General features: G+C 68.7%; 19 protein-coding genes and 1 tRNA gene. 15 read left to right on the top strand and 5 right to left on the bottom strand.

Annotation, left to right across the window (positions count from 1 at the left end):
• The first annotated feature begins 3 nt into the window (after nucleotides 1-3).
• Nucleotides 4-336 (top strand): hypothetical protein, encoded by a 333-nt coding sequence (locus ACOQFL_RS17220; RefSeq protein ID WP_435545206.1) that lies wholly within the window; start codon nucleotides 4-6, stop codon nucleotides 334-336.
• Between the two features lie 99 nt (nucleotides 337-435).
• Here ACOQFL_RS17220 and ACOQFL_RS17215 read toward each other — a convergent pair whose 3' ends face one another.
• The 3 genes from ACOQFL_RS17215 to ACOQFL_RS17205 all read right to left on the bottom strand — a co-directional run bounded on the left by ACOQFL_RS17215 (nucleotide 436) and on the right by ACOQFL_RS17205 (nucleotide 2,648).
• A complete protein-coding gene (locus ACOQFL_RS17215) occupies nucleotides 436-855 on the bottom strand; it encodes a hypothetical protein (RefSeq protein WP_435545205.1) in 420 nt (139 codons plus the stop codon).
• Between the two features lie 666 nt (nucleotides 856-1,521).
• Entirely contained in the window at nucleotides 1,522-2,046 is a 525-nt protein-coding gene (locus tag ACOQFL_RS17210; RefSeq protein ID WP_435545204.1) for a flavoprotein, read from the bottom strand.
• 529 nt (nucleotides 2,047-2,575) lie between these two features.
• Nucleotides 2,576-2,648: transfer RNA gene (locus ACOQFL_RS17205), tRNA-Thr, on the bottom strand.
• A gap of 819 nt (nucleotides 2,649-3,467) precedes the next feature.
• Here ACOQFL_RS17205 and ACOQFL_RS17200 point away from each other — a divergent pair.
• The 9 genes from ACOQFL_RS17200 (at nucleotide 3,468) to ACOQFL_RS17160 (ending at nucleotide 15,222) form a co-directional block, all read left to right on the top strand.
• On the top strand, nucleotides 3,468-4,913 hold the full coding sequence (locus tag ACOQFL_RS17200; protein WP_435545203.1) for a threonine/serine exporter family protein: 1,446 nt from the start codon (nucleotides 3,468-3,470) through the stop codon (nucleotides 4,911-4,913).
• A gap of 492 nt (nucleotides 4,914-5,405) precedes the next feature.
• Nucleotides 5,406-6,845: an alpha,alpha-trehalose-phosphate synthase (UDP-forming) gene (locus tag ACOQFL_RS17195; protein WP_435545202.1), complete on the top strand. Its 1,440-nt coding sequence runs from the start codon at nucleotides 5,406-5,408 to the stop codon at nucleotides 6,843-6,845.
• A 489-nt stretch (nucleotides 6,846-7,334) separates the two neighbouring features.
• Nucleotides 7,335-9,890: a trehalose-phosphatase gene (otsB, locus tag ACOQFL_RS17190; RefSeq protein ID WP_435545201.1), complete on the top strand. Its 2,556-nt coding sequence runs from the start codon at nucleotides 7,335-7,337 to the stop codon at nucleotides 9,888-9,890.
• 321 nt (nucleotides 9,891-10,211) lie between these two features.
• Complete coding sequence (locus ACOQFL_RS17185; RefSeq protein ID WP_435545200.1) at nucleotides 10,212-10,649, top strand: DUF4247 domain-containing protein; 438 nt, start codon at nucleotides 10,212-10,214, stop codon at nucleotides 10,647-10,649.
• A 366-nt stretch (nucleotides 10,650-11,015) separates the two neighbouring features.
• Nucleotides 11,016-11,627 carry a DUF4178 domain-containing protein gene (locus ACOQFL_RS17180; protein ID WP_435545199.1) on the top strand — a complete coding sequence of 204 codons (612 nt, stop codon included), beginning with the start codon at nucleotides 11,016-11,018 and terminating at the stop codon, nucleotides 11,625-11,627.
• Nucleotides 11,628-11,648: 21 nt separating this feature from the next.
• Entirely contained in the window at nucleotides 11,649-12,086 is a 438-nt protein-coding gene (locus ACOQFL_RS17175; RefSeq protein ID WP_435545198.1) for a DUF4247 domain-containing protein, read from the top strand.
• Complete coding sequence (locus ACOQFL_RS17170) at nucleotides 12,083-13,012, top strand: hypothetical protein (RefSeq protein ID WP_435545197.1); 930 nt, start codon at nucleotides 12,083-12,085, stop codon at nucleotides 13,010-13,012. The genes ACOQFL_RS17175 and ACOQFL_RS17170 overlap by 4 nt, the downstream gene beginning before the upstream one ends.
• A gap of 109 nt (nucleotides 13,013-13,121) precedes the next feature.
• Nucleotides 13,122-13,547: a DUF350 domain-containing protein gene (locus ACOQFL_RS17165; protein WP_435545196.1), complete on the top strand. Its 426-nt coding sequence runs from the start codon at nucleotides 13,122-13,124 to the stop codon at nucleotides 13,545-13,547.
• 145 nt (nucleotides 13,548-13,692) lie between these two features.
• The gene (locus ACOQFL_RS17160) at nucleotides 13,693-15,222 is read left to right on the top strand and encodes a polyamine aminopropyltransferase (RefSeq protein WP_435545361.1); all 1,530 of its coding nucleotides are present in this window, start codon (nucleotides 13,693-13,695) and stop codon (nucleotides 15,220-15,222) included.
• Nucleotides 15,223-15,267: 45 nt separating this feature from the next.
• On the opposite strand, the gene ACOQFL_RS17155 is transcribed toward ACOQFL_RS17160, so the two are convergent.
• The gene (locus tag ACOQFL_RS17155; protein WP_435545195.1) at nucleotides 15,268-15,792 is read right to left on the bottom strand and encodes a MarR family winged helix-turn-helix transcriptional regulator; all 525 of its coding nucleotides are present in this window, start codon (nucleotides 15,790-15,792) and stop codon (nucleotides 15,268-15,270) included.
• 46 nt (nucleotides 15,793-15,838) lie between these two features.
• Here ACOQFL_RS17155 and ACOQFL_RS17150 point away from each other — a divergent pair, with 46 nt between their 5' ends.
• Nucleotides 15,839-17,479 carry an FUSC family protein gene (locus tag ACOQFL_RS17150; protein ID WP_435545194.1) on the top strand — a complete coding sequence of 547 codons (1,641 nt, stop codon included), beginning with the start codon at nucleotides 15,839-15,841 and terminating at the stop codon, nucleotides 17,477-17,479.
• Between the two features lie 96 nt (nucleotides 17,480-17,575).
• Here the strand turns inward: ACOQFL_RS17150 and ACOQFL_RS17145 are convergent, their stop codons facing one another.
• Complete coding sequence (locus ACOQFL_RS17145; protein WP_435545193.1) at nucleotides 17,576-18,679, bottom strand: LacI family DNA-binding transcriptional regulator; 1,104 nt, start codon at nucleotides 18,677-18,679, stop codon at nucleotides 17,576-17,578.
• Nucleotides 18,680-19,032: 353 nt separating this feature from the next.
• Here ACOQFL_RS17145 and ACOQFL_RS17140 point away from each other — a divergent pair, with 353 nt between their 5' ends.
• From ACOQFL_RS17140 to ACOQFL_RS17125, 4 genes are all read left to right on the top strand, one after another.
• Entirely contained in the window at nucleotides 19,033-20,133 is a 1,101-nt protein-coding gene (locus ACOQFL_RS17140; RefSeq protein ID WP_435545192.1) for an ABC transporter ATP-binding protein, read from the top strand.
• Between the two features lie 184 nt (nucleotides 20,134-20,317).
• Nucleotides 20,318-21,469 (top strand): metal ABC transporter solute-binding protein, Zn/Mn family, encoded by a 1,152-nt coding sequence (locus tag ACOQFL_RS17135; RefSeq protein ID WP_435545191.1) that lies wholly within the window; start codon nucleotides 20,318-20,320, stop codon nucleotides 21,467-21,469.
• Nucleotides 21,470-21,541: 72 nt separating this feature from the next.
• Nucleotides 21,542-22,357: a metal ABC transporter ATP-binding protein gene (locus tag ACOQFL_RS17130; RefSeq protein WP_435545360.1), complete on the top strand. Its 816-nt coding sequence runs from the start codon at nucleotides 21,542-21,544 to the stop codon at nucleotides 22,355-22,357.
• A complete protein-coding gene (locus tag ACOQFL_RS17125) occupies nucleotides 22,354-23,238 on the top strand; it encodes a metal ABC transporter permease (protein WP_435545190.1) in 885 nt (294 codons plus the stop codon). Before ACOQFL_RS17130 ends, ACOQFL_RS17125 begins: the two co-directional genes overlap by 4 nt.
• Nucleotides 23,239-23,691 lie beyond the last annotated feature (453 nt).

The raw sequence follows: 23,691 nt of genomic DNA, 5'->3' as shown, positions 1-23,691 counted from the left end.
AACGTGACATCACTCCCCACACGCCGTTCGAGTACCCGCTGGCTCCCGGTCGTGGTCAGTGCGGTGGTGCTGATCGTGATCGACCTGGTCGCCGTCTTCCTGGTCGGTTCGGCGTTTCTGATGACTCCTTACGGCCCGTGGGACGACGACGTACTGACCGCTATTCAGATCAGCGCTGTACTCGGCGGTGTGGTCGCGACGTTCGGAACGCTGCTGCGGATACTCCCGGTCGCCATGCGCTGGTTGCGCTGGTGGTGGTTCCTTCCTTCCACCGTACTGTTGTTGGCCGCGATCACTCGCTTCTGGTGGATCAGTCTTTCGTATCCGCAGGGTTGAACGGGGCAGGCGATGCAACGATTCGTGGGAGAGCGGGCGATTCGCAGCGGACGCCAGTGACATCGCCGCACCCGTTCGAGCGCGGTCGGAGGCGATGATTCACTCCGATTCTTCGGAGACTTCCAGCAGCGAGTGCGCGGCCCAGTTCGTCATCGCCCCATTGGTGACCACCGAGTGGAGCAGGCCGTTGTAGACGAGATCCCACATGTCGCGGTCCTCTTGCAGCTCGTCCACCTTCACCTGCACCTTGCGCCCCCAGCCGTCCTTGAGGTCGAGGTGCATCGACATTCCCCGATGGCGGACTTTGATGTCGGTGAGCTCGTACAACAACACCCAGGTGCGGCCCACTTTCAACCAGTCGGCACCCACCGCCGGATCGACCAACCGAAAGATCCCGTACATGCCCAGTCCGGCCACGACGAGAAAGAGCCACATCCCGGGAATTCTGAGCCAGCTGTAGTCGGACCCCTGCCGGAAGCCGATCAGAACCCCGATCAGCACGAATCCGGCGAGGCCCATACCGATCGAGTAGCGCTGGCTGTGCCGTTACCACTCCAGTACCGGCCCCTGCCCCTCGGGCGGCGTGGGTTTTCGCCGCTGGCTGCGATCCCGTTCCGAATCCTGATCCTTCGGCGGCTTGTCCCGCTTGAAAAACCCCGGCGCCCGCGGCGGGCGCGGCTCGCCCGTCCACGGATCCGGACGGGGCGGCAGCTGCTCCGAAACCACTGGTTTCTCCTCAGACATCCCTCGTCCCGTCTACTCGCCCGTCAGCAGGCTTTCCGCCTCGGTCGCGAGGAAATCCCCGGCCATACTCCCGAGGGCTCCACCGACAACGGTGTCAACTCCCGGAAAGATCGGCCGAGCCGAGCGCGGTACCGGCAGCCCCCTGCTCCACTCAGGCTGGCGTCGGCATCCATCGCGGTCTCTCCCGCCGTGTCGGTTCCGGACGCGTAACCGATCCCTTTCGAAACCACGGTGGCCGCTGTCCCTAGCTACGGCACGCCGCGGGGAAACTCCGAGACCGGCGCACCTGCGGGTCATCCCGCGCCTGCGGGAACACCTTGATAATCAGGTGCTATACAATCCGCCACAACAAAGCTGCTTCAGTTCGTTTCAACCAGCCACCGGCCAAACCTATCTCCGTGCCACCCCACACAACCACCCGCTCGCCTGTGCTGCTTACTCCTACTCGAGGAACTCGGTGACTGCCGTGTTCCAGTCGAAGGTGGCCAGGCCGTCGCCACCGCGGCTGGTGAGGGTGTCCGGGTCGAGCAGTCGGACGCCGGCCTCGGCCAGCGAGCGCGTACTGGCCGGGTAGGCGGGGTGCCGGCGCAGCACGGGTTTCACGCAGGGAGCGGCGGTGGTGGGCACACCGCTGACCAGCAGCTCGTTGAACCGACTCACCGCCAGGGTATCGCTGATACCGGCCGCCATCTTGTTGAGACTGTTGAACGTCACCGGCGCGGCCAGCACGGCATCGGCCATGGGCAACGGATCACGCTCACTGGGCAACGGGGGCTGCACCCGGACGGGGTGACCACTCCGCTCGGCCAACGCATCGACGTCGACCCAGCTCGCGGCGGTCGGACTCAGCACCACGCACACCTCCCAGCCCGCCTCACGCAGCAATCCGACCGGTTCGACCAGCTCCCGCACCGGCGGCGTTGCCGTACCGATCAGATACACCACCGGCTTGTCCGATCCGGTCATGACAGCACCCCCAGAGTTGGACCAGTGGACGGAATTCCGAGAGGAGCGCTCCCGAGATACCGCCGCGACTCGGCATACGACGAATCCGACGTGTCCGTGTCGAGCCCGCCGACCCGACCCGTCCGACGAACGGCAGCACGTGCAACCCCGCACAACGACGGTAAATCGCCTCCGGCGAATACGCTTCGTCGAAATACCGCTTCGCCATCCGCTCGCCTCCGCGAATCACGTCGCTCGTCCACATCGTGCAGCGGCGGGCACAGCACTTTCTCGGACTCCGGATGCGCTACCAGTCCTGCCGGGACGACCTCGGTCAGGTAGCGACGACGCTTGGTCACCGGATCGAAGCCCGCGTAGACCTCCACGCGAAGGGCTCCGCTCGGAAGCTTGCCGACGCCGCCACGAGATCGCTTACGCCGGACCGCTGTTTTCGCCATAGGATCGAGTATGTGCGACCTCGCACCACGTTCGACGCCACGAAACCGACCCCGCAACGGAGATCGGAATTAAAACCCCAGGTGAGAACCGGAGCCGCTGAGGGGACTCGAACCCCTGACCTTCCGCTTACAAGGCGGGCGCTCTGCCAACTGAGCTACAGCGGCGCGTGTGGATCAGCTCCACACGCCACCATGGTAATCCCCGCCCTCCCGCCACCACGGCACCGGGCCGGACATCGCGTCCGGGAGCTCGCGGCAGCCCCCGGCAGGACGAAGTTCGCGCGCTTCTGCCCCGCTTCCGCCCTCCCCGGCCCGGCTTCCGAGCAACGGACAGCCCCGCCCGGGATTCACCCACCCGACCTCGTGACAGCACACGCTCCGCCGCGTCCCACGATGCGGTAACGGGCGACTGCCCCCGAAAAATCCGGGCGTAGGCTCGGGCGGCGGAGCAGGGTTCACGAAACCCCACCGCACCACCGGAACGGGCACCACCCCGATCTTCTCCCCGGGGACCGATCGGTCCGAGGAAATCGGACAGGGAACGAGCCCGCGAGCGTGGCGCGACGGCGCGAACCGAACGCTCCGGATCGTGCCGGACCTCGCGCCGACCCGCACATCGGAGCACGTCGGGTCGGACGAGCACACCGGACGAGCGGAACACACCACCACACCACGCACACGCGCACTCCCCACCGGGGAGACCAACACCGGGAAACCACCACCGATCCCCGGCGAGGCGGGACACCACGTCCGGAATCACGGGTGAACCACACGCCCCGGGCCGAACAAGGCTCGGGGCCACGCCAGTCCCGAGCAGGGACTGCCCGCGACTGGCCCGGCCGACGACACGCCGAGTCACACCGGCGACCAGTGATGGACGCCACCCCGGGGGAGTGCAACGGTGCGTACGTGGCTGGCGATTCCAGGGGTGAACAGCACGAACCGCGCTTCACGCGGAAGGTCATGCAAGGAGGAAAAGCGGCAGTGGGAATCACGCAGCGCGCACGTGGTGTGCTGCGGCGACGCGACCCTTCCGAAACCGTCGGGACTCGCAACGTCGTCTACGGCCCCGCCCTGCCCGACGACTCGACGGTCCATCTCGTACTCGAACTGGCGCTGCGCATCGGCGAGATCCAGATGGCCAGCGGCGTCGGCGCCTCCGACGTCAGCGCCACCATCACCAGCGTCACCGACGCCTACGGTCTGCCGCACTGCGAAGTGGACGTGATCTACACGTCCATCACCGTTTCCTGCTATCGGGGGACGGAGAACCTCCCGATCACCTCACTGCGCGTGGTACGCAACCGCTCGCTGGACTACACCAGGCTCGCCGAGGTCGAACACCTGATCCGCCGCATCATCGCGGGCGAGATCACCACCTCCGACGCCTACGCCGAGCTGGAGACCATCGCGCGCGCCCCACACCCCTTCCCACGCGCCGTGGCGACCCTCGCCTGGGCGGGCATGGCGGCCGCGCTGTCAGTGCTGCTCGGCGGCGGGACCACCCCACCGATGCTGCCGCTGGTGGCCGCGGCCTCCACCGCCCTGGTCGACCGGGTCGGGCGGTTCCTCAACCAGCGCGGCCTTCCGGTCTTCTTCCAGCAGACCGTGGGTGGGGCGCTGGCCACCAGCGTCGCGCTGGCCTGCTTCGCCACCAACATCCTGCCCACCGCCGCGCTCGCCGTGGCCGCCAACATCATCGTGCTGCTGTCCGGTATGACCGTGGTCGGCTCGATGCAGGACGCCATCACCGGCTACAACGTCACCGCCGCGGGCCGAATAGCCGAACTCGCGCTGACCTCGGCGGGGCTGATATCGGGCGTGGTGCTCGCCCTCTACATGGCACTGCGCATCCTGGGCGCCGACGCCCTGGGCGGCGGGTTGAACGTGCAGGAACTCGGCGGCGGGGTGCTGCCGTTTCCCGGCCTGCTGGAACTGCCGTTGCAGGGGCTCGCGGGCGCCGCCACCTCCGCTTGTTTCGCGGTGGCCAGCTACTCCCCGCCCCGACCGTTGATCATGGCGGCGGGTGGCGGAGCCATCGCCGCACTGGTTTTCCAGGTCATGGCCAAGATCGAGTTCAATCCGATCTTCGCCTCGGCGATCGCCACCACCCTCGTCGGCTTCATCGGCGGCGTCATCGCACGCAGACTCCGCATCCCGGTCCTGGTCGTGGCCGTGTCGGGTGTGGCGCCGCTGCTGCCCGGGCTGGCCACCTACCGTGCGCTGTACGAGCTGTCGGTGCAGGGCAACCCCACGGGACTGTCCACCCTGATGATCGCGGCGGCCACGGGTCTGGCGCTCGGTGCGGGCGTGGTGCTCGGCGAGTTCCTATCGCAGCCGGTACGTACCGGCCTCGGCAGGCTGGAGCGGCGGATGTCCGGCCCCCGCATGTCGGGCCCGTTGCGCCCCACCAGCCGCAGGTTGGACTGATCACCCGGCCCCTCCCCGAGCCGTGCCCCCGAATCGTGGAGCGGGTTCGCATCCCCAAGTCCACGACCGCCGTTCCACCACTACCGGTCAACCACCACCGTTCCGCCACTTCCGCTCCGCGGCGAGCCGGTTTCGAAGAATCCCGCCTCGCGGGCTTCCTGCCCCGCGCGCACCCTGCGAGAGTGATCGAACCCGACCAACCGCGTTGCGACGCTCGAACCACGCGAAGTGGATCACGATTGACTAGCCTCGACCACGGGTAACCGACCTCGGGAGCCGCTTCCGGAACTCTTCGGCTCGACCGGGCGGTGGCGGAACCGGACGGTCCGGGTGCCGACGTCCAAGGCGTCGCGAGGCACGTCGAGCGAACGGCCACGTGCCCTGTGTCCTTTGCGGCGGCGTCCGACTCGACAGCCGGTTCCGCTCGCACTGCTCGGGCCGGGCACGCGAGCCCCACACCCGAATCGCAAACGGACCATAGGAGGAAGACCGGTGAGTAAGGGCAGTGAGCCCAAGAAAGCTGACTTCGTCGTCGTCGCCAACCGGCTGCCGGTCGACCTGGAACGCTTGGAGGACGGAACCCAGCGTTGGAAGCACAGCCCGGGTGGGCTGGTGACCGCGCTGGAGCCCTTCCTGCGTGCCCGGCAGGGGGCGTGGGTCGGCTGGCCCGGCGTCGCCGACGTCGAGGTGGAGGCCTTCGCGGACGGGGACATGTGGTTGCACCCGGTGCGGCTGTCGACCTCCGAGTTCCGGGAGTACTACGAGGGATTCTCCAACGCCACCCTGTGGCCGCTGTACCACGACGTGGTGGTCCCACCGGTGTTCGACCGCTCCTGGTGGGACTCATACCAGCGGGTGAACCAACGGTTCGCCGAGGCGGCCGCCGAGGTCAGCGCCGAGGGCGCGACCGTGTGGATCCAGGACTACCAGCTGCAGCTGGTCCCGGCGATGCTGCGCGAACTGCGCCCCGACCTGCGCATCGGGTTCTTCCTGCACATCCCGTTCCCGCCCGTGGAGCTGTTCATGCAGCTGCCGTGGCGGACCGAGATCGTGCGGGGGCTGCTCGGCGCGGATCTGGTGGGTTTCCACCGCCCGGGCGGTGCGCAGAACTTCATGTGGCTGGCCCGCCGACTGGCCGGTTTCGAACCCAGCCGCGCCCAGGTGGGGGTGCGTTCCCGTCCCGGTGTGGTGCAGGTGGGCGACCGGGTGGTGCGGGTCGGCGCGTTCCCCATCTCGATCGCCTCGGGGGAACTCGACCAGCTCGCCCGCACCAGGGAGGTGCAGCAGCGGGCCAAGGCCATCCGCTCCGAACTGGGCAATCCGCGCCGCATCATGCTCGGTGTCGACCGGCTGGATTACACCAAGGGGATCGACGTGCGGCTCAACGCGATGTACGAGCTGCTGTCCGAGGGGCACGCCACCGTGGAGGACGTCGCGATGATCCAGGTGGCCACCCCCAGCCGGGAGCGGGTGGAGCACTACAAGCAGATGCGGGAGGACATCGAGCGCAAGGTCGGCAGCATCAACGGCGAATTCGGCCGAGTGGGTCACCCGGCCGTGCACTATTTGCACACTTCGGTGGACCGGAAGGACCTGATCGCGTTCTACTGTGCGGCCGATGTCATGATCGTTACACCGGTTCGTGACGGGATGAACCTCGTCTGCAAAGAGTACGTGGCCAGCCGCGGCGACCTCGGGGGTAGCCTCGTACTCAGTGAGTTCGCCGGAGCGGCCGCCGAACTCACCAGCGCGCTACTGGTGAATCCGCACGATCTGGACGGGGTCAAGGACTCCATGCTCGCGGCCCTGAATATCGATCAGGCCGAGGGACGCCGTAGGATGCGCGCATTGCGTAGGCAAGTGCTCACGCACGATGTCGACCGTTGGGCGCGGTCGTTCCTCGAGGCGCTGGGAGCTTCGCCGACGGAGTAGAAACCGGTCGACGGCGGACCTCGACACTACGGAAACCGGGTGGACGCATGGGCTACGGCACGGCTCGCGGGAGACCCCCCGCCACGGCCGAGTGCGGGCAGCACCCGGGACGTGAAGGACGGCCTCGCCACGAGGTGCCGTTAGGGTCCGTGTCGGCCCCGGAACCGGGTACGGTGTGTCCGGCACGGCCGCGTCGGGGTAGTCCCACTGTCGAGCCGAACGACCGGCGAGTCGGCGGGGCATGTGGCGTGATCGTCCGCTCGATGTGGACCGCGACCTCACCGAGCGCCGACTCGGGCACCGGTTCACCGACCACCGGGCCGGGCTGTGGCACAGCTCCGGGGCCGGCGGCCCGACCACTTCAATAGCGATACACCGGTCGACCGACGGCACGCGTAAGCGGCCACCACGATTCGTGGGGCCGACCACCCGCGGCCCGTGTTCGGCCCCGCGTTCCGACCATCCCGAGACCTCAACAGGAGTGTGGCGTTGACCGCCGAAGCCCTGCCCGCCGAGCTTCGTCGCACGATCGTGCAGCTCGCGCGCACACCTCGCCTGCTGGTCGCCTGCGACTACGACGGCACGTTGGCCCCGATCGTGGGGGATCCGAGTCAGGCCAAACCACTACCCGAATCGGTACACGCGATGCGTTCGCTGGCCGCGCTGCCCACCACGACCGCCGCGGTCATCTCGGGCAGGGCGCTGCGGGACCTCGCCACGCTGTCCCGGCTGCCCGCCGAGGTCCACCTGGTGGGCAGTCACGGTTCCGAGTTCGATGTCGGTTTCGTGCACGAACTCGACCCGGACACCACGCACCTGCGCACTCAGCTGCAGCGCAGCCTGCAGGAGATCACCGCCGGTCAGCCGGGGGTGACGCTGGAGGCGAAACCGGCCAGCGTGGCCGTGCACGTCCGCAGGGCGGAGCCCGAAGTCAGCGAGAGCGTTCTCGACGCGGTCCGCTCCGGACCGGCCACCTGGGAAGGCGTGCAGGTCACCGAGGGCAAATCGGTGATGGAGCTCGCCGTGGTGGAGACCGACAAGGGCAACGCCTTCGAGGCGTTGCGGCACCAGGTCGGTTGCACCGGGGCGATCTTCCTCGGTGACGACGTCACCGACGAGAAGGTCTTCAGCAAACTGCACGGCCCGGACCTGGGCATCAAGGTCGGCGAGGGTGACACGCTGGGCCACTACCGGGTGCCGGACACCCCCGGGGTGGCGACAGTGCTCGCCCTGCTCATGGAGGAACGCCGCACCTGGCTGTACGGCGAGCAGGCCCCCGCCATCGAACGGCTGTCGATGCTGGCCAACGAGCGCACGGTGGCGCTGTTGACACCGGACGCCCGGGTCACCTGGATGTGCCACCCGGGGCCGGACTCCGCCGCCGTGTTCGCCGATCTGCTGGGTGGGCAGGGCGCCGGGCACTTCTCGGTGCTGCCCGCGCAGCCGGAGAACAGCGACGGCACACCGCGCAGCACGCTGCCGCTGGGACAGCGCTACGTTCCCGGCACCATGACCGTGGAAACCCGTTGGTCGCGGTTGCTGGTCACCGACTACCTGGAGCACGGTGGCGACTCCCACCGCACGGACCTGATCCGGGTGATCAGCGGCAGCACCAAGGCCGTGGTGGAGTTCGCGCCCCGCCCCGAGTTCGGTCAGGTTCCGGTGCGGATGACCGCCGAAGCGGAGGGGATCCGGGTGCATGGCACCTCCGAACCGATGGTGCTGTACTCACCCGCGGTGAAGTGGCAGATCACTTCGGACGGCATGCACGAGAGCGCGCACGCGGAGCTGACCCTGTCCGAGGATTCCCCGGTGGTGCTGGAACTGCGCTGCGGCACCGAAACCCTGGCCGGCTCCGATCTCGCCGAACCGGAGCGGCGGTCGAGCGCGAACCGGTACTGGTCGGAGTGGGTGAAGCAGCTGCGACTGCCGAAGGTGGAAACCGACCTGGTGGTGCGTTCGGCGCTGACCCTGCGAGGGCTCTGCAACACCGACACCGGCGGGATCATGGCCGCGGCCACCACCTCCCTGCCGGAGGAGATCGGTGGGGTGCGCAACTGGGACTACCGCTACTGCTGGCTGCGGGACGGGGCGATGAGCGCCCGCGCGCTGGTCTCGCTGGGTTCCACCGAGGAGGCCGAGGCTTTCCTCGACTGGCTGCACCGGGTGATGGACACCCTGCCCGGTCCGGAACGGCTGCACCCGCTGTACTCGCTGGCCGGTGGCACGCTCGGCCCGGAGGCCGTCATCGACAGCCTGCCGGGTTACGCCGGTTCCCGGCCGGTGCGGGTGGGCAACCTGGCCGACCAGCAGGTGCAGCTGGACGTGTTCGGGCCGGTGGTGGAGCTGGCCACGGACCTGGCACTGGCGCACGGCAAGCTGCGCGACGCCGACTGGGAACTGGTCAAAGGCATGGCGGAGGCCGTGACCTGGCGCTGGTTCGAGCCCGACCACGGCATCTGGGAGGAACGCGACGTTCCCAGGCACCATGTCTACTCCAAGGTGATGTGCTGGGTCACGATCGATCGGGCGCTCAAGCTGGCGGCGCACTACGACCGGACGCCCGAGCCGGGGTGGGCGCAGCTGCGCGAGCAGATCGCCGAGGATGTGCTCAAGAACGGCTGGCATCCGGACGTGCAGGCGTTCACCACTGCCTACGAGGGGTCGGATCTGGACGCGGCCTCGCTGTACGTGGGCCTTTCCGGCCTGATCGACCCGAGCGACGAGCGGTTCAGGGCCACCGTCACGGCGATCGAATCGGAGCTGCGCAGCGGTTCGACGGTGTACCGCTACCGCCGTGACGACGGGTTGCCCGGCCACGAAGGCGGGTTCCATCTGTGCGCCACCTGGCTGATCGAGGCCTACCTGCTGACCGGCAGGCGCACCGAGGCGGAGGAGCTGTTCCAGCAGATCGTGGACAACGCGGGCCCCACCGGCCTGCTGTCCGAGGAGTACGACCCGATCGCGGAGCGCTCGCTGGGCAACCATCCGCAGGCCTACTCCCACCTCGGGCTGATCCGCTGCGCCCAGCTGTTGGACGAATGAGCCGACCGGCGACCGGCCGACGGTAGTTCACACCGCCGGTGGCGGGACGCGTTTCGCCGCGTTTCGCCACCGTTCGGCCGACGCGGCACCGCTTCCGGGTGTGCCACGCTCCGGAAGTGGCGCCGCGGGGCTTCCCGGCGATGACGGGTGAGGGTGCCGCACCGCCGGTGACCCACCGGGACGGGGGAGCTTCGGTTCCGCTGGGGTAGCGCTCCGTCCGGGGTGTTCGTCTCGCTCGCCGGTTCGCTTCGGAACCGCTCCGGGATTTCCCGCGTCGACTCTCGCGAGGATCATCCGAGTAGCGGGAACCGGGGCGGGACCATGAGACCGAGCGGCTGTTTCCTTTTCGGCGGCGTGACGGCGGTGGTGGCGCTGATCGTCGCGATAGCGATGATCTCCTCCACCGGCACGGGCCCACGCGCCTACGTGGCCGAGCACTACACCAGGGCCGAACGGTTGGACAAACCCGACGACGAGGACAACCGGGCCTACACCTCGGACGACTCGGCGACCGATGTGGTCGAGGACATCTCCCTCGCCTGGGAACCCGTATCGCGGTACACCGACAGCAGTGGCGTCTACCTGCGTTACGGCGAGGACGCCGTGATGGTGCGAGCCCGCGAGCAGGGCTCGGTCATCCACGTCATGGAGCTCGACGAGGCCTACGAGCACTATCCCCACGTCGTCGGCGGTGTCTGGGGCTGGGGCGGACCTCACGGCCAGCACTTCCGGGGCGGCGGACCGGGGTCGGGCAAATGAGTAGACCCGGGTCCAGTGGGGAGGACGCGGGGGAAAACTACAACCGGGGCTCCGTTCGTGGGCCGGCCACCCGGCCGAAACCTGCGAGGGCCGGGTGGAGGTAAGGGTGCCAGTGGCCTACACCGCGGCGGACAGCGAGTACTGGAGCGGTGTCGACCTGGAGCCGGTCAGGAGAGCGACGAGACCGCACGGTGAGGCCGTTCCGCCCTACGCCGAAGGCCGACTGGGAACCCCGCTGTGCCAAGCTTCACACGTGGCAGCGCAAGATTTCGCCCGAACGGCGGACAACCGCGCCCCATTACCGATACGCTACCGATCGGCCGGTGGTGCTCGGGAATCGCTCAGGGGGCGTGATTGAACATATTCGTGATCCTTCCGATCCTGATACTGCTGGTAGCACTGGTGGCGGTCGTGATCGCACTGGTGCTCCGGGGACGGCGTTCCGGGCAGAGCAGCTCCGGACGCGACGAACGGGCGCCGAAGGACCCGTTCGACACCACCGACCAGGACGCGCTGCGCGGGGATCCACGCTCGTTGACCGCGGGCGACATCGTGGAGATCCGGGGAATGTCCTACACGGTGCGGGGAACGCTGCGACTGTCGGAGGGCAGCTGGCGCTGGGCGGAACACCTGCTGGACGACGCCAAGGGGACCCAGGTGTGGCTGGGAGTCGAGGAGGACCCCGACCTGGTCCTGACCCAGTGGACACCGGTGGAGACGGACGAGGTGCCGACGCCGGGACCGGCCAAACTGGGCTTCGGTGAACGCGAGTTCCGTTCCGAGGAGTCCGGCACGGCACGGTTCAGCAGCGAGGCGACCACCGGGCTCGACGAGGCCGGCAACGTGCGCTACCACGACTACGAAGCCTCCGACGGCACGATGCTCGGTTTCGAGTCCTTCGACGGCGCCGACTGGGAAGCCACCCTTGGCGAGGAACTCACCCGCTACGACGTGCGTATCTATCCGGCTTCGGCCTGACGGGAGGAACCGGGCGAGGCGATGAAACCGAAATTCTGGTTCGTCATCGCGGGTATGACGGCGTTTCTGGCGCTGCTCATCGCGATGGTCATGATCTTTTCGACCGGCACGGGGCCACGGGCCTACGTGGCGAAGAACTACACCAGGGCCGTCCAGCTGGACAAACCGGGGGACGACGACAACAAGGCCTACACCTCGAAACTCGAACCGTCCACCGTGGCCGACGACATCACCGACACGTGGGAGCCGGTCTCGCAGTACGCGGAGGGCAGCGGCATCTACCTGCGCTACAGCGACGACGCCGTGATCGTGCAGCCGCGTAACCGGGGCTCGGTCATCCACGTCATGGAGCTCGACGAGGCCAACAACCACTATCACCACGTCGTCGGCGGTGTCTGGGGCTGGGGCGGACCTCACGGGCAGACCTTCCGGGGCGGCGGACCGGGATCGGGCAAATGAGCGAGGGAAACAGCGGAACGAACGACAACAAGACCGGAAAGACGCTCGGACTGCTGGCGTTCTTCGGGATCGCGGGCCTGGTCCTCACCCTGATAGTCCTGGGTACAGGAGGAAACGGCGGTTCCGAGTCGTTCCACGGCGATGAGAGCAGCAGATATGTCCGGTCGCAGACCTACTCGGGGGCGCCTCTCTCCGGGTTCACCGAAACCGAGTCCCGGCAGCTGTCCGAGGAACTCGCCGAGGAGGAGCAGCGTTACGGGATCTGCTTCGGCTGGAAACTGATCGACGGCAGCGACGGCTACTTGTCGTCCTCCTCGGACAGTTCCCCGTACGAGGAGTTGTCGGAGAGCGACTACGACCAGGGGTCGAGTCGCGGACCGAACACCCCGGCCAGCACCTGCGAGAAGTGGGTCGAGGTCAGGGCCACTGTGGCCTACACCTCGACGACCAGCGAGCAGTGGAGCGCCGTCGACCTGGAGGTGGCCCAGGCCCCCGACTCGGACATGGACCTGCCGTACGACTCGGACTTCGCCGAGCTCGGCATCACGGCCGAACGGTTCATCGATGCGCCGGTGGACACCACCGGCCAGGCCGCGATCGCGTTGCCGCTGCTGCTGACCCAGGAAGGATCGCTGCCCGCCCGTCCGGCCGAGAGCCGGACCGAGACCCGCGCCGCGGAACCGCTGCCGAGTGCCGACACCGGGGTTCCCGGGCTGTGGCGCTGGGTGTGGCTGGTGATGCTCGGAATCGTCACGGTGCTGGGGATCGTGCTCGGCACCGTGGGCGTCGTACGGCAGCGGGGCGGGAACGGATCGGACGGACCGCCGAGCGGTCCTCCCGGGCAGGGACCACCACCCGGGCAACAACCTCCGCAACCTCCCCCACCCGGTCAATCTCCCGGCCGGCAGTGGCCACCACAACAGTGACCCGATCACGACAATCCGACCACGAGGACCCGATCACGAGGATCCGGCCACGACCCACGACAACAGTGACCGGTGATCCGTTCACATCCCGACCCGAAAGGCGCAACAGTTGTTCCAGGAACTGCTCTTCGGCCTGTCCGCGGCGATCGCCTACGGCATCGTCGGGGCCGTACTGATGGTCCTCGGCTACGTGCTCGTGGACCTGGCCACTCCGGGCAAGCTCCGCGACCTCATCTGGGTGCACCGCAACGCGAACGCGGCCATCCTGCTGGTGTCCGGGCTCATCGGTGTGGGAATCATCCTCACCACCGCGATCGCCGCCAGCTCGAACGACCTGGTGTACGGACTGATCGGCACGCTGGCCTACGGCCTGCTCGGTCTGATCCTGATGGGCCTGTCCTTCCTGCTCATCGACGCGATCACGCCGGGAAAGCTCGGTGACGAGCTGTCCACCGAGTCCATCCACCCGGGAACCTGGGTCTCGGCCTCGTCGCACGTGGTGATCGCGACGATCATCGCCGCGGCGATCTGGTGACCGACCGCTCCCCGTCGAAAAGCAGCGAAACACCATGAGCAGCACCGCGCAGGACGACCAGCTCGACGGGACGGACGACTCCGCCCCGGAGGGAGCGGGCGAGGACACCGCGACGACGCGACGGCACCGGTACCGGCGCCCCGGCATGGCGCGGTTCGCGGTGCTGCTCGCGGTGTTCGTCTGTTCGGCCTGTGGGCTGGTCTACGAACTCGCGCTGGTCGCGCTCGGCAGTTACCTGATCGGCAACAGTGTGGGGCAGGCTTCCATCGTGCTGTCGCTGATGGTGTTCGCCATGGGCATCGGCGCGTTGCTCGCCAAACCGCTGCAACGCTGGGCGGCGGTCTCCTTCGTGGCCGTGGAGCTGGTGCTGGCGCTGCTCGGCGGGCTCAGCGTGCTCGGGCTGTACGCCGCCTTCGCGTGGCTGAGCATGTACATGCCGATGCTGATCGTGACCTCGCTGGTGCTGGGTACACTGATCGGCGCGGAGATTCCGCTGCTGATGGTGCTGCTGCAACGGATCCGGCGGCAGGAGGCGGGCTCGGCGGTGGCCGACATGTTCGCCGCGGACTACGTGGGAGCCCTCATCGGTGGGCTGGCCTTTCCGTTCCTGCTGCTGCCGCTGCTGGGCCAGGTTCGGGGCGCCCTGCTGGTGGGCTTGCTCAACGCGGCGGCCGGTCTGGGGCTGATCCTGACTGTGTACCGCGTCGAGCTGGGAAAGCGGCTCGTCGTGCTGCTGACGGTAGCGGTGATGTTGATCGGCGGGGTGCTGGGCGGAGCGTTCGCGCTGTCCGGCCGGTTCGAGACGACGGCGCGCCAGGCGCTCTACGACGATCCGGTGGTGCACGCGGAGCGGTCGAAGTACCAGGAGATCGTGCTCACCAGTTCCAGATCGCTGTCCGGCAGGACCGACACCCGGCTGTTCCTCAACGGCGATCTGCAGTTCAGCTCGGTGGACGAGCGTCGCTACCACGAGGCGCTGGTGCATCCGGCCATGGTGGGCGATCACTCCGAGGTGCTGATCCTGGGTGGCGGTGACGGCCTCGCGCTGCGCGAGGTGCTGCGCTATCCGGGCGTGGAGCGGGTGACCCTGGTCGAGCTGGACCCGGCGGTGCTGCGGTTGGGGCGCGAGGATCCGCGGCTGACCTCGCTGAACGAGCACGCCTTCGACGATCCCCGGGTGAACACCGTGGCGGCGGACGCGTTCAGCTGGCTGCGCGACAACCGGCGGCGCTACGACACGGTGCTGGTGGACATGCCGGATCCGGACTCCACCGAGACCGCGAAGCTGTACTCCACGGAGTTCTACTCGCTGGTGCGCCGCTCGATGGCCGAAGGAGCCAGAGTCAACGTGCAGGCCGGGTCGCCGTACTTCGCGCCGGAGGCCTACTGGTGCGTCGAGGCGTCGATGCGGCAGGCGGGGCTGGCCACCGTGCCGTACTCCCGCCCCATTCCCAGCTTCGGCCAGTGGGGATTCCAATTGGGGGTTTCGGGGGAGTCGGCGCCGTCACCGCGACTGCCCGAGGACGTGCCGGAGTTGCGCACGCTGGACGCGCGGACACTGCGCGCGGCGACCGTGTTCCCGCCGGATCGGGACCGGATCGCCGAGGTGAAACCATCCACTCTGATGCATCCGAGAATCGTGCGGTACGAGCGGGGGGCGTGGCGGAACTACTGAGCGGGTTCCGCCGAACGATCTCCAGCGGCACCCGTGCGGAGATCCTCAGTCGGGCTGCGCCGGTGGCGCGGGCGCCGGGTAGCCTTCCAGGGAGCGCAACAGTTCCGCCAGCCCACCGGCGACGGCCTCCCGCTGTTTGGTGTTCATCCCGGCCAGCAGCTCGCGCTCGGCTTCGAGGTTGCGGGCGAAAGCCCTGTCGATGAGTTCCGCACCGTGCTCGGTGATCCGTACCCGCGCGCTGCGGCGGTCGTGCTGGTCCCGGATGCGTTCGAGGAGACCACGTTCGGCCAGCTGCCTCACCCGTTTGGTGGTCGCCGCTCCGGAGGCGACCATCAGGCTGTTCAGCCTCCCCGGGGTGACCGGCTCCCCACTGCGACGCAGCGCGGAGAGCAGATCGAACTCGGCCCGGTTAAGTCCTTCGTCACCGAGGACGGTGTCCAGTCGTTGCCGTAGTACCGCGCCCGCGCGGAGCACCCGCCCGACGACCTCCATGCTGGAGGTGTCCAGCTCGGGTTGGAGCTCCTTCCACTGCCCGCGTGCGGCGCTGATGATGTCCGGCGTACGTTTCATACCACCATTACTTCACTAGTAAAACACTTGTGTATTACGATAGAACGTGTCTTCGTCAATACTGACACGTCATTTGCGTGAGACCATTCACATAAACCGGCATGTTCCCCTCGCATGGCCTGCGCTGCGCGCGTTCCTGTCGGTACTGACACCGCTGCTGGTGCTGCTGGGACTCGACCGGCTGGACCTGGTCGCCGGAGCGGTGTTCGGCGCGCTGACCAGCGTCTACTGCCGCAGCGAGCCGTACCGCAACCAGACCCGCTCGCTGGCGGCGGTCGCGGCGGGAATGGTGATCGCCGTGGGGCTGGGCGACGCGATCGCGCTGGCCGACGTGGCACCGTGGCAGCATCGACTGCTGGTGGTGACCGGCACCGCCGTGGTCGGAGCATTGGCCACCGCCGCCACCACGGCCGTCAAACTCGGCGCTCCGGGCGGGCTGATCTTCTCGTTCGCCACCGGCGCCTGCGCGAACCTCCCCCTCACTCCCGCCGAGGTGGCGCCCCAATTGGCCGTCTGCGCGGTCAGCGGCGCGTTCGCCTGGCTCGTCTGCATCGTGGAGGCCGTGGCCGCCGGGCTGCGCCCGCAGCGCAGGGCGGTGGCGGCCGCCCTGGAAGCCACCGCCGCCTACCTGTCGAACCGCTCCGACGTGCTCGCCAGGCACCGCTCGGCGGTGGCCGTGGAGACGGCCTGGACACGCCTGGCGCTGGTGGGGGGAAAGCAACGCGACGCGGCGGAACACCAAGCGCTGATCCAGACCACCGAGATCTGCGAGGTGCTGGGCAGCTCCGGGCGCGCGGCGAGCGAGACGATCCGGTCGCTGCGCGAGACGGCCGCCAGGATCCGCGAGGGAAAATCCCCCGCCGCCCCGGGCTACGCCCGCGAGGAGTCGGCAGCCGCACCGGCACTACCGCCCTCCCGCTGGTGCACGATCCGGGGAGTACTGCTGGCCGCGGTGCGGCCGGGCAAGGGCTCCGGCAGCTGGTTGGTGCCGTTCGCGCTGCGGGTGGGCATCGCCGCGCTGCTGGCGGGCATCCTGGCCGACCTGCTCGACACCGGACACATCTACTGGGCCGGGGTCTCGGCGGTGTCGGTCCTGCAGGCCACCAGCACCTCGCGCTCGGTACCGCGAATGCTGCAACGTGTCGCGGGAACGGTGGGGGGTGTGTTGATCGGACTGGTGCTGCTGTCGTTGCATCCGGCGGTGTGGGTGATCATCCTGCTGCTGGCCGCGTTCCAGTGGGCCGTCGAGGCGACCATGCCCGTCAACTACGCGCTCGGACTGTTGTTCGCCACCCCGGTGGCGCTACTGGTCAGCGGGATGATGACCCAGGCCAGCCCGGCCCAGCTGGCCAGCAGCAGGCTGTGGGCGACCCTGCTCGGTGCGGCGGTGGCGGTCCTGGTGGCCTGGCTCGCCCCGCACGGAGCCTGGCTGGCCAGGTTGCGAAACTCGCTGGCACGGGTCCGGGAGCTCACCGAACTGCGGCGTCCCGATCCGGAGCTGCTGCGAAACGCGCTGATCGAGCTGCACGACGCCTACGAGACCGCGGCCGGTGAACTCCCGGACTCCCAGCTGCCCACCGAGGAACTGCTGATGGTCTCGCGGAACGCCTACAAACTGCTCGACAAGGGAGCTGTGACCGGTTCGGCAGGCGGGGACTCGGTACAGAACGACTCGGTGCGGAGCTGACCGGAGCCCGCCCCGCTCGGTGGGCGGACTCCGGGGCGGGCCCGCCACCACCGTGCCGAACGCCCGGCAACGAGCTCGGGGGTTGCCGCGAACGGGTCAGGGCCCGAACCAGCGCTCCTCCACCGAGCGGGGCGAGCCCGCGGTGGAACCGGTGACGAGTTGCGTGTCGAGCAGCACCTCGCGCGGCTTCCCGGTCGATTCGCCCGAATCCAGCAGCAGCCTGCCCGCTGCCCTGCCCTTCTCCAGCACCGGCTGGCGCACGGTGGTCAGATCCATCCGATCGGCGTCGTCGATCCCGTCGAAGCCGGTGATGGTGATGTCCTGCGGCACCCGCCTGCCCTGCCTTCTGACCTCGGTGAGCGCGCCCAGCGCGAGGATGTCGGAGGTGCAGATGATCGCGGTGATCTCCGGGTCGAGCTCCATGAGACGGGCGGCGGCCGAACCCCCCGACTCCGTGGTGTGGTCGAAACGCTCGATGACCGGAACCTGCTCCCAGTCCACCCCGACCTCGGCGAACGCCTCGGACAACGCGGTGAGCCTGGCACGCTGCACGTGGAAGTTGGCCCTGGACTGCCGTTCGGGGGAGGCCGGTCCGTCGTTGCGGGTGCGGGCCAACCGCATGCACACCACGCCGATCTTGCGGTGGCCGAGCTCGATGAGATGCCTGGCCAGATCCTTGATGGCGGCGCCGTCGTCGATGCCCACCCGGTCGATCTCGGGCAGGCTGGGTTGATCACAGATCACGGTGGGAACGGGACGTTCCATGACAGCGGCCAGATGCGGGTCGTCGTCGGGCACGGAGTACACCACGAAACCGTCGACCCCCGCGCTGTGCACCGAGGCCACGTCCTCGTGTTCCGGGTTCGCGGGTATCAGCAGCAGCCCGTGGTCGGCGTCCTCACAGGCCAACGCGAGCCCTTCGAGGAAACCGACGGCCGCCGGGTCCCGGAACGCGTAGGAGAGGTTCTCGGTGAGCAGCAGTCCGACCGCCCCCGCCTTGCGGGTGCGCAGCGAGCGTGCCACCGGGTCCGGACCGGGATAACCGAGTCGGCGGGCGGTGTCGAGTACGCGTTTGCGCAGTTCCGGGGAAAGTTGGTCGGGACGGTTGTAGGCGTTGGAGACCGTAGTCCGGGAAACGCCGAGTTCCGCGGCGAGCGACGCCAGTGTCGCGGGTCGCCTCGAATTCGTAGACCGCACCATGCGGGAACCGTAACGGTTCAGTAAGTGTGGGTGAAGCTTTGATGACCCAGATCCCACAACCATTTTGCCGAAGTTTTCCACTCCCTCGCCGTGGGGAGCCGCTCGGCTGAACCTCTCACCCACTCTCGCCCCTGGTGACGGGGGCGACGAGGGTGGGCCGCGCCGTATCGCGTTCCCGCGGTCCAGGGTTGAACGTGGGAGGCGGACGCGCCCCCGTCGAGAGGGAGAACCGGTTAACCGGAACAACCGGCCGAGCGAGGAAAACGAATTCTTTCCGACATTCGGGGGTGGCGGCACGATCCACCGAAGGATAATTTGTCCAGACCAATCCTTCGGTGAAAGGTGTGTCACACATGGCCGAGGTCGCGTACGACGGCGCTTCACGGGTGTTCCCGGGTACGAAACCGGTTCGCGCGGTGGACGAACTGGACCTGCGGATCGGTGACGGCGAGTTTCTCGTGCTCGTCGGCCCTTCCGGATCGGGCAAGTCCACGGCACTCCGCATGGTCGCCGGGCTGGAGGACGTCGACGAGGGTGCCATCCACATCGGCGGAAACGACGTCACGAACGTTCCTCCCAAGTCACGGGACATCGCGATGGTCTTCCAGTCCTACGCGCTCTACCCGCACATGACGGTGGCCGAGAACATGGGTTTCGCGCTGCGGCTGCGCAAGACGAAGAAGGACGTCATCCGGGAGAAGGTCACCCAGGCCGCCGACATGCTCGACCTGCGCGAGTACCTGGACCGCAAGCCCCGGGAACTGTCCGGCGGGCAACGCCAGCGAGTCGCGATGGGCCGGGCGATCGTGCGGGATCCGAGCGTGTTCCTGATGGACGAGCCGCTGTCCAACCTGGACGCGAAGCTGCGCGTGGAGACGAGGGCCAACATCGCCGCACTGCAGCGACGGCTCGGCACCACGACGGTCTACGTGACCCACGACCAGGTGGAGGCGATGACCATGGGGCACCGGGTGGCCGTGCTGGCCGACGGCAAGCTCCAGCAGGTCGACACCCCGCGCGAACTCTACGAACGGCCCGCCAACTCCTTCGTCGCCGGGTTCATCGGTTCCCCGGCCATGAACCTGCGTACGGCACGACTCACCGAGGGGGGTGCGAGCTTCGACGGACAGAGCGTGCCGCTGCCCCGCGAGACGGTTTCGGAGGCGTCCGCGCGCGGCCTCGGGGAGGTCACGGTGGGCTTGCGTCCGGAGTCGTTACAGCTCGGCTCCCCCGGCGGGGACGGCGCGGAGCTGACCGTCGAACTGGTGGAGGAGCTGGGAGCGGACGCGCTGGTGCACGCACGTCCGGACACGGCCGATTCCGACACGCGACTGGTGGTGCGCATCGACGGTCGCGAGCCGCCCGCGCTGGGCGAACGGGTCTCGGTGGTGACGCGGGACCCGAACGAGCTGCACCTGTTCGACCCGCGCACGGGGGCCAGGTTGACGGGCTGAGGATCCCGCGATCGAACTCGCGTGCCCCCTCGAGCGGGGAACCACCGGGCACGGGTGTCCGTACTCATGTCATCCGAACGGGTACTGGGTGGAAGCCCACCCGCGACGGCGCGTAGACTCCAATTGACAATGATTTCCATTAGCGGTCGAGTCGGTTGACACGATCCGGCAAGCAGGAGTCTTCGTGAACACACCGCGTAGTTGCCACCTCGGGAGTGCCCGGCGAAGCCGTCGCGCGGGCGGCGTAACGGCGTTAGCCGGGCTGACGGCCGCCACGCTGCTGCTCGGTGCCTGTAGCAGCGGCACCGGAGGCACCTCGGAGGGCGGCAAGCCCACCGTCGTGGCCTCCACGGACATGTGGGCGGGCGTGGCGAAGGCCGTCGCCGGTGACGCGGCCGAGGTCGAATCGATCATCAATAGTGCAGCGGCCGACCCCCACTCGTACGAGAGCACCCCGCGCGACGCCGCCCGGATCGACCGCGCCGACCTCGTGGTCTACAACGGCGGCGGCTATGACGCCTTCGTCAGCCAACTGCTCAGCGACGGCGACGGAACCACCAACGGCGTCGAAGCGGTGAGCGTGACCGAGTCGGGCGGGCACTCCGAATCAGCCGGGCACTCCGAATCGAGCGGACACTCCGAGAACGAATCGAGCTCCCCCACCACCGGCTCCGCCCAGCGGCACGCGGAATCCGAGCAGGGCCACGGGCACACCGAGGCGGAACACCAGCACACCGAGTCCGGGCAGGAGCACGGGCACGCCGAATCCGGTCACGGCCACCAGCACTCCGGCAACGAACACGTCTGGTACGACCCGGAGACCGCGCGGCTCGTCGCCGACCGCATCGCCACTCGACTCGGCGAGCTCCGCCCGGAGCAGGCCGAGAAATTCGACCGCAACGCCACCGAGTTCGGCGACAGGCTCGACGAGATCGAGCAAAGCATCACCGAGCTGCGGAACGAGCACCGCGACACCGAGGTGATGACCACCGCCCCCGTGGCCGACCACCTGCTGGAGAGCGCGGGACTGACCGACATCACCCCCGACTCGTTCGTGCGCACGGTGGAAGCGGGCAACGACCCGGCGGCGGCCACCGTGGCGGAGCTGCAGGAACTCGTCGGCTCGGGCAGGCCGGCCGCGCTGATCCACAACCCGCAGACCACCTCCCCGCTGACCGAGCGGATCACCGAGCGCGCCCGGAACAACGACATCCCCGTGGTCGCCATGCCGGAGACACTGCCCGACGACCAGACGTACGCGGAGTGGCTGTCCGGCCGGGTAACCGCACTGGACACCGCGCTCGACGACAACACCGCGGGAACCGGGGGGCAGTAATTGCGGCGACCTCAGCCGTCGACGGAGCCTGTCGAGCACCCCGCCGAGGCGGCAGGACCCGACGAAACCACCATCGCCGAGGAGCGGGCGCCCGCCGTGCGCCTGCGCGACGCGGCGCTGTCCTACGGCTCGCGCGAGCTGTGGCGGGGGTTGAACCTCGACGTGGCCCCCGGCGAGTTCCTCGCCGTGCTCGGCCCGAACGGTGCGGGCAAGACCAGCCTGCTGCGCGTGCTGCTGGGGCTGGCCCCGCTGAGCGGGGGCTCGGTACGCATCGCCGGTGAACCCGCGCACCGGGGCAACGACCGGATCGGCTACATCCCACAGCAGCGCTCGCTGCAGAACAGCCTCACCATGCGCGGCAACGATCTGGTCGGGCTCGGGCTGGACGGACACCGCTGGGGCATCGGTCTGCGGCACCGCGCCGCGCGGGCACGCCGGGTGCGTGAGGCACTGCGCGCCGTGGAGGCCACCGACTACGCCAAGACCCCGCTGGGGCTGCTCTCCGGCGGGGAACAACAACGGCTGCGGATCGCGCAGGCCATCGTGTCCGAACCGGACGTGCTGCTGTGCGACGAACCGCTGCTCTCGCTGGACCCCTCGCACCAGCGCCGGGTCAGTGAACTGATCGGCCGCCAGACCAGGGCCACCGGCGCGGCGGCGCTGTTCGTGACCCACGAGATCAACCCGGTACTGCCGCTGGTGGACCGGGTGCTTTACCTGGTCAACGGCGGATTCCGGATCGGCACCCCCGACGAGGTGATGAACTCGGCGACGCTGTCAGAGCTGTACGGAACCGAGGTCGAGGTCGCCCGGGTGGGCGGGCGCCTCGTCGTGGCGGGGGCCGAGAGCGAGCAGGACCACCACGTGCACGAGGGGGGCGAGGCATGAACCGGCTGCTGGACGCGCTGAGCAGGATATTCGACTTCGGACTCACCGGCGAGCTGCTCGGCTACCCCTTCGTGCAGCAGGCCCTGCTGGCCGCGGCGGCGCTGGGACTGGTCTCCGGCGTGTTGGCGCCGCTGGTTGTCACCCGGAAGATGTCCTTCGCCGTGCACGGCACCGCCGAGCTCGCGTTCACCGGAGCCGCCGCCGCACTGCTGATCGGTGTCGGGGTGACGATGGGTGCGCTGGCCGGGGCGGTGGTCGCGGCGCTGCTGCTCGGGCTGCTGGGGCAACGCGAGACCGAGCGCGACTCGGTGATCGGAGCGGTGCTCTCGTTCGGGCTGGGGCTGGGGGTGCTGCTGCTGTGGATGAATCCCGAACGCGCTTCGAACAAGTTCACCCTGCTGGTGGGGCAGATCGTCGGGGTGAGCTCGGCCGACGTCACCCTGCTCGGGATAGCCGCGCTGGTGGTGCTGCTGGTGACCGCCCTGCTGTACCGCCCGCTGCTGTTCGCCAGCGTCGACTCGGAGGTGGCCGCGGCGCGGGGCGTGCCGACCGGGCTGCTGACACCGGTGTTCGCGCTGCTGGTGGGGATCGCCACCGCGCTCGGGGTGCACGTGGTGGGAGCGCTGCTGGTGATGGCGCTGATGGTCACTCCCGGTGCGGCGGCCATGCGGGTGACGGCCAGCCCGGTGACGGCGACGCTGCTGTCCGTGGTTTTCGCCGAGCTCGCGGCCGTCGGGGGGATTCTGCTGTCGCTGGCTCCGGGCGTGCCGGTGAGCGTGTTCGTCACTACCGTCTCGTTCGGCATCTACCTGGTGTGCCGGGTGGTTGGCGGTCTGCGTGTGAACCGTTTGACCAGGGGAAACGCCGCCGTCGCCGTGTGACCGAGAGCTCGGGGCGGCACTCGCTCGCGCGGTCGGCCTCGCGCGGTCGGCCTCGCGCGGTCGATCTCGCGCGGTCGGTCGCCGCCCCGCCCCACGTACATTTCGCGAGAAATTGACGCCCCGCTGGGGCGGTGTAGCCCCGTGAGCCGTCAATTTCCCACGAAATTGACGCCCCGGTGTGGTGGCACGGCGGGGTGGCCGTCAATTTCCCACGAAATCGCCGGGCCCCTTCGACGCGGGCCGAGCTCCGACCACCCTCGGGGCCCGAGCTCCCACCACCCCCGCAAGTCGCACTCCGACCACTTACGCAACCGGCACCGCCGCGGGTTCTCCCGTGCGGTTCTCGCGAGGAAGGCCCGACGTTGTGTAGTAACTACCCGATGTCGGGCCTCCCCGCAGCGAGAGCCGTGCGAGAGGTTCCGCCACCGGCTCCGCCACACAGGCCGAGCCGAT

It is taken from the genome of Actinopolyspora sabaoui, from assembly GCF_051225635.1.
Lineage (GTDB): Bacteria > Actinomycetota > Actinomycetes > Mycobacteriales > Pseudonocardiaceae > Actinopolyspora.
This window is presented reverse-complemented; position numbering and strand designations above follow the sequence as displayed.

Excerpts from the sequence above, each read along its gene's own strand:
- ACOQFL_RS17215 (WP_435545205.1), bottom strand. The coding sequence starts at position 855 with ATGGGCCTCGCCGGATTCGTGCTGATCGGGGTTCTGATCGGCTTCCGG.
- ACOQFL_RS17210 (WP_435545204.1), bottom strand. The coding sequence starts at position 2,046 with ATGACCGGATCGGACAAGCCGGTGGTGTATCTGATCGGTACGGCAACG.
- ACOQFL_RS17185 (WP_435545200.1), top strand. The coding sequence starts at position 10,212 with ATGAGACCGAGCGGCTGTTTCCTTTTCGGCGGCGTGACGGCGGTGGTG.
- ACOQFL_RS17175 (WP_435545198.1), top strand. The coding sequence starts at position 11,649 with ATGAAACCGAAATTCTGGTTCGTCATCGCGGGTATGACGGCGTTTCTG.
- ACOQFL_RS17170 (WP_435545197.1), top strand. The coding sequence starts at position 12,083 with ATGAGCGAGGGAAACAGCGGAACGAACGACAACAAGACCGGAAAGACG.
- ACOQFL_RS17160 (WP_435545361.1), top strand. The coding sequence starts at position 13,693 with ATGGCGCGGTTCGCGGTGCTGCTCGCGGTGTTCGTCTGTTCGGCCTGT.
- ACOQFL_RS17155 (WP_435545195.1), bottom strand. The coding sequence starts at position 15,792 with ATGAAACGTACGCCGGACATCATCAGCGCCGCACGCGGGCAGTGGAAG.
- ACOQFL_RS17145 (WP_435545193.1), bottom strand. The coding sequence starts at position 18,679 with ATGGTGCGGTCTACGAATTCGAGGCGACCCGCGACACTGGCGTCGCTC.
- ACOQFL_RS17140 (WP_435545192.1), top strand. The coding sequence starts at position 19,033 with ATGGCCGAGGTCGCGTACGACGGCGCTTCACGGGTGTTCCCGGGTACG.
- ACOQFL_RS17125 (WP_435545190.1), top strand. The coding sequence starts at position 22,354 with ATGAACCGGCTGCTGGACGCGCTGAGCAGGATATTCGACTTCGGACTC.